Genomic DNA, 14,647 nt, shown 5'->3' with positions numbered 1-14,647 from the left:
GTTAGACAATGTTGTTGTATAAAAAAGGAGTCCAATGAGCTGAAACCATTCAAGTTAAGAACGGGCGTAGTATAGATAAATCTGGCTGAAAAAGGAATCAAAACCGTTGATTCAGCGACGGAGTGCACAGTTTTACAGCGAGTTGTTATCGGGGCGTTGCCAGATGTTTGAGAGTTTTAAGAGATGATGAAAAGAAGAAGGAATGGTGCGTTCAATTGGACTCGAACCAACGACCCCCACCATGTCAAGGTGGTGCTCTAACCAACTGAGCTATGAACGCACTGAATACGAATAATAAAACGATAACCGGCTGAATTGATTATTGTTTTAACTTCCTGAATGAGAAGTGACAACATTATGACGGGCGATCCGGACATTGACAAGCCCTGTTGATACTGTCTGGTGAATGTTTGAGCTTTTTATTGTCCGTTCTGGCTGGCTTTATTCGCGCCGGGGCCGCAAAACGTGTATCAGGTAAACGTAGAAGGCCATTTCATGGCGAAACATTTTCTGTCTGTCAGCGTGGGGCTAAATTGACAGATGCTCCACCAGGCTGTCGATAAACAGCCTGACTTTGGCTGCCAGATGTTTTCGATTAGGATACACCACGTTCACGCTCAGAGGCGCGCCGCCTAATTCAGGTAGCACAGGCACCAGCGTACCCTCTGCGACATACCGGGCCACTAGAAAAGCAGGCAGAAAAGCGACGCCTAAGCCTGCAACAGCGGCGGCGCAAATAGCTTCCCCACTGTCGAAGCGGATCCTGCTATGCCCTGCAACCACCACGCTTTCATTACTGGTCGTGAACAGCGTCCAGTCTGCCGTTTGCGGGCTCAGGCCGTAAATCAGCCGCTGGTGCAGGCGAAGATCTTCCGGCACGCCTGGCACGCCAGAGCTGGCCAAATAGTCCGGAGAAGCAAAAAGATGAGGGCGAATGCGCTGCACGGTTCGTGCAATAAGCTGCGAATCTTCCGGCAAATTACCCAGTCGTAGGCTGAGATCGAACCCCTCTGCGACGAGATCCACTACGCGGTCGGTGAAATTAACCTCAATATCCAGCCGGGGCCACGTTGCCAGGGTGTGCTTCAGGAAGGGCAGTAGCACAACTTTGCCCCACGTTTCCGGGACGCTGAGCCGAAGCACTCCGCTGGGGCTGGAAAAATTCTGCCGGACGCTGGCTTCTGCCTCTTCAATATCCTGCAAAATCTGCGCACAGCGTTCATAAAAACCGTAGCCATCGCGGGTCAGAGCGACGCTTCGCGTTGTGCGGTTAAATAGCCGTGTTTCCAGCTGTGCTTCAAGGCGTGCAATCGCTTTACCCGCGGCGGAACGGGTTAATCCCAGCGCCTTTCCTCCGGCGACAAAGCTCCCGCTTTCCGCGATGGCCACGAAAACAAGCAGGCTGCCGAGATCGAGATCTGAATGGTTTTTAGCGCCTGAGCGGATCGGCATTGGCGAACCCTTTTCGTCAAATCATTAAGCATAATCTTTTTTGTTTAATCACAGTAGACAATGGAGAAAGAAATGCTTCCTGATAACGCACAGGCAGCCCTTAAGGGCTGGATAAAAGCCGCCGGGCCGGTTGTGAAGAAGGTATATGGCCAGTCTGATGCCGACTGGAAAGAGGTTCGGGCTGACTATGTGAAGCAGCTTGATAAGTTGTTCCCTGCCGTGGAGGGCGTAACCTTTGCTCACGTCAGCCTTGGCGGCGTTGGGGCAATGTTGGTCTCGCCTGCGGAGGTGATTGATGGCCGGGTGATGCTTTATATTCATGGCGGTGGCTACGTTCACGGTGGGGTAGATGCCTATCGGGGATTAACCGGGCGTTATGCTCGTGCCCTGAAGGCTAAAGTGTATGCGGTTGATTATCGTCAGGCGCCTGAGTTTCCTTTCCCGACGCCAATTGATGATGTATTTCAGGCCTACCGAACCTTGCTTGAACAGGGTACAAGCCCGTGCTCGTTGATGATCTCGGGGGATTCCGCCGGCGGTGCGATGGTTGTCACGCTGATGCGTAAAGCGCGCGATGCGGGCCTTGCATTACCCGCCGCCGCAGTGGCGATTTCACCGTGGGCTAACTTAACGCATAGCGGCGCATCTGCAACGGCTCGGGATGGGCTGGATCCTTTATGCAGCGTAGCTTTTCTGAACCAACTGGCCCGAAGTTTTCTTGCCGGAGAACTGCCCACACATCCGGATGCCTCTCCGGTCTTTGCCGATGTACAAGGGCTTTCTCCCACGCTGATACAGGTTGGTGAAAACGAGGTGATGCTGAGCGACGCCATTCGCCTTGCATCCCACATGAGCGAAAGCCGGGTTCGCACCACTCTGGAAGTTTGGCCGGAAATGTTTCACGTCTGGCATTTGTTTGCCGGGATATTGCCGGAGGCAGACCAGGCGCTGAGAAACGCGATAAGATTCCTGGAAGATGCGCTAAACCCGGGCAATATCGGGTGAGCGCAAAACGATTCATCTGCAGGCGTGCGGACGACGCGCCTTTGAATAATGGGGAGAGAAAGACGTGTCAGACAGAGAAATTATCATGCCACCGGCCATGCAAGTGCTTGCTGAGCGGGCGGGTTATGCGCCCGCGGTGGTGGCAGGCAACACGGTTTATTGCGCGGGTCAGGTGGGGCGCACGCCTGATTTACAGGTAATCACTGACCCAAGGGCGCAATTTATGGCCTGTTGGGAAAACCTGCGTCTGGTCCTGCAGGCAGCGGGCTGCAGCTTTGAAGATGTCGTGGAGATGACGACTTACCACGTAGACATGAAGGAACATATGGATGTTTTTCGGGAGGTGAAAGATGCCCTATTCCCGAGAGGACACTGTGCCTGGACTTGCGTCGGCGTGTCCGAACTGGCCCGGCCGGGGTTGTTGGTAGAAGTGAAATGTATTGCGGTGAGAAGATTGGCGTAACATAAAAAATCCGGCTGGATAAGCCGGTTTTTTTATCAGATCTTGCAAGCGTCGCCGCAGTCGTCATCGGCCACAACGGCCTGAGCTTTTTTGTCTGCGTCTTCCTGGCGCTCGGCGTTGCGCGCTTCGGCTTCATCTAACCCGGAAAACACCAGATTATCGAGATCGATTTCCATAAGTCACCTGTCGTGGTTTAGTGAATAACTCGCTTTATGATATGCAACCTTTCGGGCTTTCGCATCCCAAAACACCGCCGGACGCTCAAAACGCTAAAATTGACGTTTTCATGCACTACAGGCTTGCGTGTAAAAATGAATTTTGGGGTTTATCAGGTTGAAGAAAAACGAATGAAGAAGGGAACTGCTTTAGCAAATATGGTGCGTCCGAGTGGACTCGAACCACCGACCCCCACCATGTCAAGGTGGTGCTCTAACCAACTGAGCTACGGACGCACTGATATATTTGAAATGGTGCGTTCAATTGGACTCGAACCAACGACCCCCACCATGTCAAGGTGGTGCTCTAACCAACTGAGCTATGAACGCATTGTTGTCTTGGCGACAGCGGGGACGAATATTAGCGATACACCTCGGGGCTTGCAAGGGGAAACTCGCAATTTTATTCCAGATTTCACGCGATTGCCGAGCATCTGCGCAGAATGGGGGGAAAGTAGCCGCTGGTGCGGCTACACTGTTTAATTAACGTGCTGCGCGCTGCAGGATAGTGACCGAAGGCTGACGCTGCAGCCAGCGCATGCGCAACATCATCATAATCGCGGCGGAGGTCAGGCCGATAATAAAGCCGATCCAGAACCCGGCCGGGCCCATCGGTTCGACAACCCAGTCGGTTAATCCCAGAATATAGCCGCCTGGCAGGCCCAGCACCCAGTACGCGATGAACGTAATAAAGAAGATCGAGCGTGTATCTTTGTAGCCACGCAGTACGCCGCTACCAATGACCTGTATTGAGTCGGAGATCTGATAAATCGCCGCCAGTAGCATCAGATGTGCCGCCAGCGCGACAACGGCCGGGTTGTCGTTATACAGCAGCGCAATGTGCTCCCGGAAAATGACGGTAAACAGCGCGGTGCATACCGCCAGGCAAATGGCCACGCCAACGCCGGTGCGGGCGGCAATTTGTGCATCCAGAGTCGAGCCCTGACCAAGACGGAAGCCGACGCGAATGGTCACCGCGGCCCCCAAAGAGAGCGGCAGCACAAACATCAGCGAGCTGAAGTTGAGGGCAATCTGATGCCCGGCCACGTCGGTGATACCCAGCGGAGAAACCAGCAGGGCGACAACGGCAAACAGCGTGACTTCGAAGAACAGCGCCAGGGCAATCGGCAGCCCAAGCTGGCTCAGACGCTTGATTACCGCCCAGTCCGGCTTGCTGAAACCTTCCGGGTTTTTGATGTCGCGCATCGAGCGAGCTCTTCTGGTATAGGAAAGCATGCTGAAACACATCACCCAGTACACCGCTGCCGTCGCTACGCCACAGCCCACGCCGCCCAGCTCTGGCATACCAAGATGGCCATAAATAAAGACGTAGTTAACCGGAATATTCACCATCAGGCCAATAAACCCCATCATCATGCCCGGTGTTGTTCTGGCCAGGCCCTCGCACTGGTTACGGCCCACCTGGAAGAACAGGTAACCTGGCGCGCCCCACAGCAGCGCACGGAGATAGCGGACGGCTTTATCCGCCAGTTCAGGATCGATATTGTGCATTGCGTGAATGATATGACCGGCGTTCCACAGCACCACCATCACCAGCACGGAGACCATGCCCGCCAGCCAGTATCCCTGGCGCACCTGGTGCGCAATGCGCTCGCGCCGGGCCGAGCCGTTAAGTTGCGCAACGGTTGGCGTTAAGGCTAATAGCAGCCCGTGGCCGAACAGAATTGCGGGCAGCCAGATGGAGGTGCCGATAGCCACGGCGGCCATGTCGGTGGCGCTATAGCCGCCGGCCATCACGGTATCGACGAATCCCATTGCAGTTTGAGCGACCTGCGCGATGATGACAGGTATCGCCAGGGCAAGGAGCTGGCGAGCTTCGGTGAGGTACTTCTGCATGATTACACCTGATTATTTTTATATGTATGAGAGACTAAAAAAGCCGCCAAAACAGGCAGCAAGAAGATGAACTGGGGAAATAACCAGTCTATTGTAGCGGGAGTTTATTTATACGCCAGTCAAAAATAGAGTCAGCGCACGCCCCGCACTGGCAAGCTGATTTTCCAACTGCTAAAGTGCGAAAATGTCTGTTAATGGCGGTAGCGTTACCGTCTGCGAATTGCCAGGAGTTTTTAGATGTTTACAGGTATTGTGCAGGGCACGGCGACCCTGGTTTCCATCGATGAGAAACCGAATTTCCGCACGCACGTTATTGATATGCCAACTGAAATGCTGCCGGATCTCGAAACAGGGGCCTCGGTGGCGCACAACGGCTGCTGCCTGACGGTAACCGAAATCGACGGCAATCGCGTCAGCTTTGATTTGATGAAAGAGACGTTACGCATCACCAACCTCGGCGAGCTAATCGTAGGCGACAGCGTGAACGTTGAGCGCGCAGCTAAATTTAACGACGAAATCGGCGGGCATTTAATGTCGGGCCATATTATGACCACGGCTGAAATTTCTAAAATTCTGACCTCAGAAAATAACCGCCAAATCTGGTTTAAGATTCAGGATAAAGCCCTGATGAAATACATCCTTTATAAAGGATATGTGGGCATCGACGGGATTAGCCTGACGGTGGGCGAGGTGACGGCCACGCGTTTTTGCGTACACCTGATCCCTGAAACGCTGGAGCGCACGACGCTTGGTGCGAAAAAACTGGGCCAGCGCGTGAACATTGAAATCGACCCACAAACCCAGGCGATTGTCGACACCGTTGAACGCGTGTTGGCCAGCCGCGAAGCCGCGCTGGTAGCGGCAATTCCTGCCGGTGAATAAACGTTTTTAAGCCATAAAAAATGGGGCCAACTAGCCCCATTTTTGTTTTCTAGTCCTGTTCGTTAAACCCGTTTTCGGCGGCGGTTTTCATAAACCACTCGCCGCTTTTCTTAATTGTGCGCTGTTGGGTATTAAGATCCAACGACACAAAGCCATAGCGGTTTTTATAGGCGTTACACCAGGACCAGTTATCAATAAAGGTCCACATGTGGTAACCAAGGCAGTTGCTGCCTTCGCTGATGCCCTTATGCAGCCACTTTAGGTGATCGCGAACGAAATCAATCCTGTAATCATCGTTGATTTGGCCTTTGTCGATAAAGCGCTGTTCGTTTTCCACGCCCATGCCATTTTCTGAAATATAACAGGCCGGGTTGCCGTAATTCTCACGCAGGTTGGTGAGGATATCGTAGATACCGCGCTCGTAAATTTCCCAGCCACGATAAGGGTTCATTTTGCGCCCCGGCATTTCGTAGGACTCGAAGAACCACTCCGGCATAAACGGGCTTTCAGGGTTAACCAGCGTGTCGCGGCACTTAATGCGGCGTGGTTGGTAGTAGTTGATACCCAGCAGGTCTACGACACCTGCGGCGAGCAGGGCTTTGTCTTCGGGCTGGCACGCAGGAAGTTTATCGTGCTCTTTCAGGAACGCGACCAGTTCCGCGGGATATTCACCGCGCAGGGCCGGGTCGAGGAAGCTCCGGTTAAACATCAGGTCGGCGAGGTTAGCCGCTTTGACGTCAGCCGGGTTTTGCGAGCGAGGATAAGATGGCGTCAGGTTAAGAATGATGCCAATCTGCCCGTCATCGTTGCGGGCATGGTAAGCCTTGACCGCTTTAGCATGGGCAAGCATGGTGTGGTAAGCGACGGTCACCGCGCGGTTGAAATCCACCACGTTAGGGTAGTGGTAATCATAGAGATAGCCGCACTCAACCGGCACAACCGGCTCGTTAAAGGTAAACCAGTGCTTCACGCGGTCGCCGAACAACTCAAAACAGGTATTGGCGTAGGCGGCGTAAGCGTCAACCACTTCACGGCTTTCCCAGCCGCCTTTTTCCTGCATCACCATCGGCATATCAAAATGGTACAGATTAATAAACGGCTTAATGCCCTGAGCTAACAGCTCGTCTATCACCTTGTTATAGAACTCAACCGCCAGCGGGTTGACTTCGCCTGTGCCGTCGGGAATCAAACGGGCCCAGGAAATGGAGGTGCGGAAAGTATTGTGGTTGAGCTTTTTCAGCAGGGCGATGTCCTGCTTCCAGCGCTGATAAAAGGTTGAGGTATTTTGCGGCCCAACGCCGTGGTGGAAACGGTTAGGTTGCTCGGCGAACCATCGGTCCCAGATGGTTTCAGATTTGCCAAAGTTCAGCGCTTCACCCTCAGTTTGTGGGCCAGAGGCTGCGCTGCCCCACCAGAAATGCTCAGGAAATGCGTATTTCATCGTTGTCCTCACGGTCTGACCTGTCATCTCCGACAGGCAATCATTGATACGGCTAATGTGATGATTGTCTGTGATTGATGAAACCGGTTTCTATCATGGGAAATGATATCTGTTAAGCAGATCAAGCCGCTACGCGCAGACAGGGCTAAACCTGTGAGGTTAATCACATCGGTGCGCAAGGAGAGACAATTGAAAATAAGAAAACCCGGCATTCACCGGGTTTATTTTAGCGAGGAACTCGCAGACCGTGCTCAATGCCCCGGCTGAAAACAACCTGCCAGAGTTGAATATCACGCGCCCGGAAAGCCCCGGCGCAGGCATTCAGATAGTAACTGAACATCCTTTTGAAACGCTCAGAATAGTTGCCTTCGATTTCAGGCCAGGCCGCCAGAAAACGTTCGTACCAGGCCATCAGCGTTTTATCATAGTCGGCGCCGAAGTTGTGCCAGTCTTCCATCACAAAATGCGGCTCGCTGGCGTCGGCTATCTGCCGCACCGACGGCAGGCAACCGTTAGGGAAAATGTACTTGTTAATCCACGGATCGACGTTATTGTCGGTCTTTTTAGAACCTATTGTGTGCAGCAGGAAAATGCCGTCCGGCTTGAGATTGCGATCGGCAACCTCAAAGTAGGTGGCATAATTTTTTGGCCCGACGTGCTCAAACATTCCGACGGAAACAATGCGGTCAAACTGTTCGTTCAGGTCACGGTAGTCCTGCAAAAGGATGGTGACATCCAGGCCTTCGCAGCGCGCCTGCGCCATTCTTTGTTGTTCCGCGGAGATAGTCACGCCAAAAACGGATACGCCATAGTGACGTGCAGCAAACTCGGCCAGACCGCCCCAGCCGCAGCCGATATCCAGCAGCTTCATGCCGGGTTTTAGCTGCAGTTTTTCGCAGATCATTTTGAGCTTGGCATCCTGCGCGTCGCTGAGATTTGTCGCGTCTTTCCAGTAACCGCAGGAATATTGCATGTGCTTATCCAGCATCCGGCTGAACAGATCGTTGCCAAGATCGTAATGCTCTTTGCCTACTATCCATGCGCGTTTTTTAGACTGCAGGTTAACCAGCCTTGCCGCCGCAATGCGCAGGGTATCTTTGAAATGATGGGGCAGTTGATTTTCCAGCCCGGCGCGCAGGACTTTGGTGAAAAAGATATCCAGTCGTTCGCATTCCCACCAGCCGTCCATATAGCTTTCGCCAAGGCCGAGAGAACCTTCCTGCAGAACCCGTTTAAAAAAGTCCGGGTTTTTGACCTGAATATCAAAGGGGTTTGGGCCGTTGAGGGTGATACCTGCCCGGCTCAGCATTTCATTTGCGATACGATACCATTCGTTATCTCGTACGCTCACTTCTTCTATACACGATGAACTCATAGCTTCTCCATCACCTTGTTGTGATCAGAACCTTAAAACAGCGTAGACGCTATTCACGGCTTGTGAGAACTCTCACGGAAAATTCCGCGTGCCTGATATCCGACGTAGAACAGAGAAAGGAAGGATTCTCCCTTACTGAAAGGCCATCCATGGAAAAACGGAAGCGCTCCGGCTCCCGCAAAAATAAAATTGATAAGGCTTATAGTAGAACCGCAATTACTATAAGCCCGTTTAATTGATGGTTCAATGGAATATTGTTAGCAAGCTAATCACACAACATTCACATTATCATGCAGGTTACTGTGCGCGGGACAACTCGCTGTGGCCCTTGTTTTGTGCTTCACGATGGGCCGTGTGCTGCAGGGCATAACCCAGACCAGCCAGCAGAATTGTCGACAGCATCACGCTGGTGGTGGTCAGCAACGGGGTCGTGACCAGCCAGGAAACCATCAGGCTTGCCAGGAAGCAAAGCCCAAGCTGCAGGGTGTTTTGCAGCGCTGCGGCTTTCCCGGTTGCCTGCGGAAAAGGCAGCAGAGCTGAGGCAACCACAATAGGGTAGATGGCGCCGTTCGCCGCGGCCATGATGCAAAACGGGATCAGCAGCAGCGTCAGGTCAGCATAGCCACTGACCGCGACTCCCCACGTCGCCACTACGCTTAGGGCATAAAGCACTAACAGCCACGGCAGCAGCTGTTTGCCGCTCCACTTTTGCAGCGCGCTGCGGCAGCCATAGCCGCCGACCAGGAAAGCGACAGTTTGCGGCATGTAGCTCAGGCCAATCGCCGCCGGGCTGTAGCCCATCTCGTTAAGGATAAACGGCGAGCCGGTGAGCCATGCGAAAAAGCTGGCGGAACAGGCGGCGTAAATCAGCACATTGCCGCCGTATACGCGGGAACGTAATAAAGAGAAGAAGCTGACCTTATTGTCTTCGGTTTGCTCGTGGTGCTGGGTTCGGGGCTTGAGGCGCAGCGTGGGGATCATCAGTAGCAAAGCGATGGCGAACAGCACGGCGAAAATGGCCTGCCATTCAAAATGGTTTAGCAGCCAGCTGCCAAGCAGCGGGGCCAGCGCCGGGGAAAGCCCGACCAGCGGCATGATGGTGGCAAAAATGCGGCCAGCGCGGTTGGCGGGGTAATAATCAGTCACCAACGCTTGCCAGCTAACCGCGGCGGAACAGACGCCCACGGCCTGAATAAAGCGCAGCACCAGCAGCGTGGTGGCATCCTGTACCCAAAGCATTCCGATACAGCCGACGGCAAACATGGCCAGGCCAATCAGCAGCACAGGTTTACGCCCGAAGCGGTCGGAAAGCGGGCCCCACATCAACTGGGCAAAAGCAAAGCCGGCGAGGAACAGACTCAGGCTGGCGCTAACCGCAGAGGCGGTGGTGCCCAGATCTTGTTGAATGGCGGCGAAGGCGGGCAGGTACATGTCGGTGGCCAGGAAGCCCAGCACGCTCAACCCCGCGAGCCAGATAAGAAATCCCTTTGATGGTTGCATATTTCACTCTTGATTTTGATAGCAGGTTAACGGGGCTGGAGTCTACGGAGTGCAAAACCGCTTGTGAAACGCTAATATTTGCGAGTTGCATTCAAATTTTTTGCAGGCAAAAACATGTGGTCTGAATATTCACTTGAAGTGGTTGATGCCGTGGCGCGAAACGGCAGTTTTAGCGGCGCGGCCCAGGAGCTGCACCGCGTGCCTTCTGCCATCAGCTACACGGTGCGGCAGCTTGAAGCGTGGCTGGCCGTGCCGCTGTTTGAACGGCGTCACCGGGACGTTGAACTGACCGCGGCCGGGGCGTTTTTTCTCAAAGAAGGGCGGTCTGTTATCAAAAAAATGATGGCAGCGCGCCAGCAATGTCAGCAGATAGCCAACGGCTGGCGCGGTCACCTGTCCATTGCGGTAGACAATATCGTTAAACCCGAGCGGACCCGCCAGCTGGTGCTGGATTTTTATCGTCATTTCCCGGATATCGAATTACGCATCTCCCAGGAGGTGTTCAACGGCGTGTGGGACGCGCTGGCGGACGGGCGGGTTGAGGCGGCGATTGGCGCAACGCAGGCGATCCCGGTCGGGGGGCGCTACGCGTTTCGGGACATGGGCGCGCTTAGCTGGCGCTGCGTGGTGTCTGCCGCTCATCCGCTTGCGCAACGGGAAGGTATCATTCTGGATGACGACATTCGCCCCTGGCCGTCTTTGGTGCTGGAAGATACCTCCCGTTCGCTGCCCAAGCGTATTACCTGGCTGCTGGACAACCAGCGTCGGGTGGTGGTGCCGGACTGGGCGTCGGGGGCAGATTGTCTGATGGCAGGATTATGCATTGGCATGGTGCCGACGCATATTGCGCAGCCGTGGCTCGAACGTGGTGACTGGAAAGAGCTGAGGCTGGAGAACCCGTTCCCGGACGCGGCCTGTTGCCTGACGTGGCGGCAGGATGACGCCTCGCCTGCGCTGAGCTGGCTGCTGGAATATTTAGGTGACAGTGAAACGATGAATCAGGAGTGGCTGCAGGAGCCGGGTAACGTATTCCCGGCCCCTGAAGAGGCTTAGCGGCGGTAATCGCGGAATGGGCCGTCGGCCACCGAGCGGCGCTCAATCAGACGAGGATGGACTTCAATCGTCTGCGACTCTTCGCGCTTATTAATGATTCGGTCGAGTAGCATGTTAAAGGCCGTTTCACCTAGGCGCTCTTTTGGCTGGTGGATTGTGGTCAGCGCCGGAGAGAAATAGCGGGCGTTGCGCACGTTGTCGTAGCCGATGATGGAAATGTCTTGCGGCACGCGCAGCCCCATCTCATCCGCGGCGCAAATCGCGCCCATCGCCATAATATCGCCGCCGCAGAAGACCGCAGTAGGGCGATGGGGTTGATTAAGCAACTGCTGCATGGCGCGGTAACCGGATTCGGGTTCGAAGTCGCCCTGAACTACCCAGTTATCCGGCACTTTAATATTGGCTTCTTCAAGCGCTTTCAGGAAACCCGCATGGCGGCCGCCGCCGGTGTTACGCTCCAGCTGGCCAGGGATAGCACCGATGTCGCGATGGCCGCGCTCAATCAGGTAACGGCCAGCGAGATAACCGCCGTGGAAGGCGTTATCGACCACGGAGTCGGTAAAGTCAGCACGAGCTTCGCCCCAGTCCATCACCACCATCGGAATATGGCGGTACTCTTCTAGCGTAGAAAGCAGGGTATCCGGATATTCGGAGCACATGACCAGCAGCCCATCCACGCGCTTTTGCGCCATCATCGACAGATAGGCTTGCTGTTTTTCAAAGTTATTGTGCGCGTTGCCCAGAATCAGGGTGTAACCCTTGGCGAAACAGCTGTTCTCAACGGATTCAATAATTTCCGCAAAATAAGGGGCTTCGCTTGAGGTAGCAAGCAGGCCGATAGATTTGGTGTGGTTGACCTTCAGGCTGCGCGCCACGGCGCTTGGCGAATAGTGCAGCTCTTTAATGGCCGCCCAGACGGCGTTGCGCGTCTCTTCCGCCACAAAACGGGTCTTGTTAATGACATGTGACACAGTGGTAGTGGAAACGTTTGCGCGCTTCGCTACGTCCTTAATCGTTGCCATTAGATGTCACTCCAGACCATATCGTAAACTCCTGATAACTCATGTGTTAAACGTTTGCCTTCGCTAACTCCTGGGGCAACACGTTGGTTGCAGGCCTGTCGGGGATGCGACATACAGCGGGAGGAGGGCGTTGCCGGGCGATACGCGGTAAATTAGCGAAGGATTTTGGCTTATCCCGGGGCAAAGTGGAAGAGGGAAAACCGATATCTGTGCAAATCCAGCAGGATTTTTATCGCTTATTGTGGGAAAATCACCCCACATACACTTTGTAGGGAAATAAAAGGAGCTTACGATGAGTACCGATCTGAAATTTTCCGTGGTGACGACGGTTATCGTCCTGAGTCTGATTGTTGCCGGGGCGCTAACCGCTGTTCTGCACTGATTTATTAAGGGCCGCGAAAAGCGGCCCTTCTCTTATCATATTGAAGAAGAAAAACCCAATTCTCTCCTCCGTGGCTCACCGCTAAAAATTATCCCGCAAGGTTTTGCGCAACAAAGTTCCAGTTAACCAGCGCCCAGAAATGGTCGAGATAAACCGGGCGCGCGTTGCGGTAGTCGATATAGTAAGCGTGTTCCCAGACGTCCACGGTCAGCAGCGGTTTTGCCCCGGTTGTGAGCGGAGTTCCTGCATTAGAGGTAGAGACGATAGCCAGGCTGCCGTCACTGTTCTTCACAAGCCAGGTCCAGCCGGAGCCAAAGTTTTTGATGGCCGCTTCGGTGAACTGCTTTTTAAAGGCTTCAACGCTGCCAAAAGCATGATTGATGGCGGCCAGCACGTCACCGGTCGGCTCCCCGCCGGCATTCGGCGCCAGGCAGTGCCAGTAGAAGGTATGGTTCCAGACCTGGGCCGCGTTGTTGAAAATCCCGCCGTCAGATCCTTGCACGATCTCTTCCAGCGTTTTCCCTTCAAACGGGCTGCCTTTGACGAGGTTGTTCAGGTTAGTGACGTAGGTCTGGTGGTGTTTACCGTAGTGGTATTCGAGGGTTTCGGCTGAAATATGCGGGGCCAGCGCGTCTTTGGCATAGGGCAGGGCGGGTAGTTCGAACGACATTGCTTCACTCCTTGTTATTTTGTTTCACAATATAACTACAATTTGTGTGGTTATAAGGTTAGCAAATTACAGGTGAGTGAAAAAGCGAAATGAAACAACAAAATAAAACAGCCCGTTACCGGGCTGTTAACGTTTAAATCAATTTGATTGCCCCGAAAGGGCGCGGATAAGATTAACGAATGGTTTTTGGCGTCATCACCCGGCGGGCGCCCACATAGTGACGCTGCCAGTAATCTTCGCTCAGAGAGGTTATCTGAATATCGCGTCCGCTGCGTGGGGACTGAATAAACTTCCCGTTGCCAACGTAAACCCCGACGTGATCGGCGGTACCGCGCCCTTGAGTGCGGAAGAAGACCAGATCGCCGCTTTCCAGTTCGCCGCGGTCAACGGAGGAGGCATCGCGCAGGTGATACATTTCATTGGCGGTGCGTGGAATACGGATATTCACCAAATCTTTATAAGCGTAGTAAATCAGCCCGCTGCAGTCGAAACCGGTGCGAGGTGAAGTGCCGCCCCAGCGATACGGTTTACCAATTTGCCCCATCAGCTTGTTCATGGCCGTTTTTTGCGCTTTCTGTACCCGGACTTTATGGGCCTGCGCAATGGTCAGATTCTTTTCAGACTTCACCTTAACGCACTGCTTTTTATGCCCTTTACGATGGGTGCATTTTTCAGTGTAGGCGAGGGTAGAAACGGTTGGTTGTATGGCTATTTTCTGAGAAGTTTTTTTGCTGATGGTTTTAGCGAGGGTACTGCTTTTGCCTGAGGTGGTGTGTTTTGCCACTTTGGCTTTTGCCGGGGAGGCATTTTTTTTACCGGACTTCTTTTTTGTGGAGGCTGTGCTGACCTTAGGTTTTGCTTTCTCTTTGCCTTTGTTGCTTTTACCCGTTGTGGTTTTCGCCGTCTGGCCTTTTTGTACAACAGGATGGCGGACGTGCTCAGACGCCTGCGCCAAAGGTGTATAGGGCAAAGCAAATAGCAGAGCACATAGCGTGATAGAGATTTTAGTTATCCGCGCCACTCGTCAATCCCCTGATAAATGAAGGCATGATGCTAACCATCATGCCTGCGTATGATTTTTGCGAAACCCGACGATTCTAATGCATAAAAGCCGATAATGTTAATAGGCAAATACTATTTAACGGCCAAAAGTGGAAGCTATAGCTAAAAAATTAACCATTCCCGGACGTTATCTGCTGTTTAATTGATCTCAAATGGAGCAAATTGCTCATTTTCGCGAGCCGTAAAAGTGTTATTCTTAAAGCATGTTTGCACGTCTGGGACGGAAGAAAAACCCTGGTAAAAATGGTGTTTTCTGCCCGGGGTGCAA

General features: G+C 53.5%; 14 protein-coding genes and 3 tRNA genes. 5 read left to right on the top strand and 12 right to left on the bottom strand.

Annotated elements, in window-relative coordinates; translation table 11 throughout:
- Positions 1-203 precede the first annotated feature (203 nt).
- Both CNE01S_RS05195 and CNE01S_RS05190 read right to left on the bottom strand, forming a co-directional pair.
- A tRNA-Val gene (locus CNE01S_RS05195) sits at positions 204-280 on the bottom strand.
- A gap of 248 nt (positions 281-528) precedes the next feature.
- The gene (locus CNE01S_RS05190) at positions 529-1,452 is read right to left on the bottom strand and encodes a LysR family transcriptional regulator (protein ID WP_061274044.1); all 924 of its coding nucleotides are present in this window, start codon (positions 1,450-1,452) and stop codon (positions 529-531) included.
- Positions 1,453-1,524: 72 nt separating this feature from the next.
- Between CNE01S_RS05190 and CNE01S_RS05185 the strand changes: the two genes are divergently transcribed.
- Positions 1,525-2,457 (top strand): alpha/beta hydrolase, encoded by a 933-nt coding sequence (locus CNE01S_RS05185; protein ID WP_061274042.1) that lies wholly within the window; start codon positions 1,525-1,527, stop codon positions 2,455-2,457.
- A gap of 64 nt (positions 2,458-2,521) precedes the next feature.
- On the top strand, positions 2,522-2,920 hold the full coding sequence (locus CNE01S_RS05180; protein WP_061274040.1) for a RidA family protein: 399 nt from the start codon (positions 2,522-2,524) through the stop codon (positions 2,918-2,920).
- 35 nt (positions 2,921-2,955) lie between these two features.
- On the opposite strand, the gene CNE01S_RS25190 is transcribed toward CNE01S_RS05180, so the two are convergent.
- From CNE01S_RS25190 to mdtK, 4 genes are all read right to left on the bottom strand, one after another.
- Positions 2,956-3,096 carry a hypothetical protein gene (locus tag CNE01S_RS25190; RefSeq protein WP_096754119.1) on the bottom strand — a complete coding sequence of 47 codons (141 nt, stop codon included), beginning with the start codon at positions 3,094-3,096 and terminating at the stop codon, positions 2,956-2,958.
- A gap of 199 nt (positions 3,097-3,295) precedes the next feature.
- Positions 3,296-3,372 (bottom strand) — tRNA-Val (locus CNE01S_RS05175).
- A gap of 16 nt (positions 3,373-3,388) precedes the next feature.
- Positions 3,389-3,465, bottom strand: a tRNA-Val gene (locus CNE01S_RS05170).
- A 153-nt stretch (positions 3,466-3,618) separates the two neighbouring features.
- Positions 3,619-4,992 (bottom strand): MdtK family multidrug efflux MATE transporter, encoded by a 1,374-nt coding sequence (mdtK, locus tag CNE01S_RS05165; RefSeq protein ID WP_061274038.1) that lies wholly within the window; start codon positions 4,990-4,992, stop codon positions 3,619-3,621.
- Between the two features lie 237 nt (positions 4,993-5,229).
- Between mdtK and CNE01S_RS05160 the strand changes: the two genes are divergently transcribed.
- Positions 5,230-5,874 (top strand): riboflavin synthase, encoded by a 645-nt coding sequence (locus CNE01S_RS05160; RefSeq protein ID WP_061274036.1) that lies wholly within the window; start codon positions 5,230-5,232, stop codon positions 5,872-5,874.
- A 49-nt stretch (positions 5,875-5,923) separates the two neighbouring features.
- Here the strand turns inward: CNE01S_RS05160 and CNE01S_RS05155 are convergent, their stop codons facing one another.
- From CNE01S_RS05155 to punC, 3 genes are all read right to left on the bottom strand, one after another.
- Positions 5,924-7,315, bottom strand: a complete 1,392-nt coding sequence (locus CNE01S_RS05155; protein ID WP_061274034.1) for a glycoside hydrolase family 1 protein — start codon at positions 7,313-7,315, stop codon at positions 5,924-5,926.
- A gap of 226 nt (positions 7,316-7,541) precedes the next feature.
- Positions 7,542-8,690 (bottom strand): cyclopropane fatty acyl phospholipid synthase, encoded by a 1,149-nt coding sequence (cfa, locus tag CNE01S_RS05150; RefSeq protein WP_061274032.1) that lies wholly within the window; start codon positions 8,688-8,690, stop codon positions 7,542-7,544.
- A gap of 297 nt (positions 8,691-8,987) precedes the next feature.
- Positions 8,988-10,190 carry a purine nucleoside transporter PunC gene (punC, locus tag CNE01S_RS05145; RefSeq protein ID WP_061274030.1) on the bottom strand — a complete coding sequence of 401 codons (1,203 nt, stop codon included), beginning with the start codon at positions 10,188-10,190 and terminating at the stop codon, positions 8,988-8,990.
- A 114-nt stretch (positions 10,191-10,304) separates the two neighbouring features.
- Here punC and punR point away from each other — a divergent pair, with 114 nt between their 5' ends.
- Entirely contained in the window at positions 10,305-11,243 is a 939-nt protein-coding gene (gene punR / locus CNE01S_RS05140; protein ID WP_061274028.1) for a DNA-binding transcriptional activator PunR, read from the top strand.
- Here punR and purR read toward each other — a convergent pair.
- Positions 11,240-12,265: an HTH-type transcriptional repressor PurR gene (purR, locus tag CNE01S_RS05135; protein ID WP_061274026.1), complete on the bottom strand. Its 1,026-nt coding sequence runs from the start codon at positions 12,263-12,265 to the stop codon at positions 11,240-11,242. The two genes, punR and purR, sit on opposite strands and share 4 nt — an antisense overlap.
- Before the next feature lie 292 nt (positions 12,266-12,557).
- On the opposite strand from purR, the gene cydH reads away from it, so the two are divergent.
- Positions 12,558-12,647, top strand: a complete 90-nt coding sequence (cydH, locus tag CNE01S_RS25185) for a cytochrome bd-I oxidase subunit CydH (protein ID WP_008456477.1) — start codon at positions 12,558-12,560, stop codon at positions 12,645-12,647.
- 88 nt (positions 12,648-12,735) lie between these two features.
- On the opposite strand, the gene sodB is transcribed toward cydH, so the two are convergent.
- Together sodB and CNE01S_RS05125 are read right to left on the bottom strand one after the other, a co-directional pair.
- Positions 12,736-13,317, bottom strand: coding sequence for a superoxide dismutase [Fe] (sodB, locus tag CNE01S_RS05130; RefSeq protein ID WP_061274024.1), 582 nt, complete (start codon positions 13,315-13,317; stop codon positions 12,736-12,738).
- A 172-nt stretch (positions 13,318-13,489) separates the two neighbouring features.
- Entirely contained in the window at positions 13,490-14,338 is an 849-nt protein-coding gene (locus tag CNE01S_RS05125) for a C40 family peptidase (protein WP_061274022.1), read from the bottom strand.
- Positions 14,339-14,647 lie beyond the last annotated feature (309 nt).

The organism is Cedecea neteri NBRC 105707 = ATCC 33855 (assembly GCF_001571265.1).
Taxonomy (GTDB): domain Bacteria; phylum Pseudomonadota; class Gammaproteobacteria; order Enterobacterales; family Enterobacteriaceae; genus Cedecea; species Cedecea neteri.
This window is presented reverse-complemented; position numbering and strand designations above follow the sequence as displayed.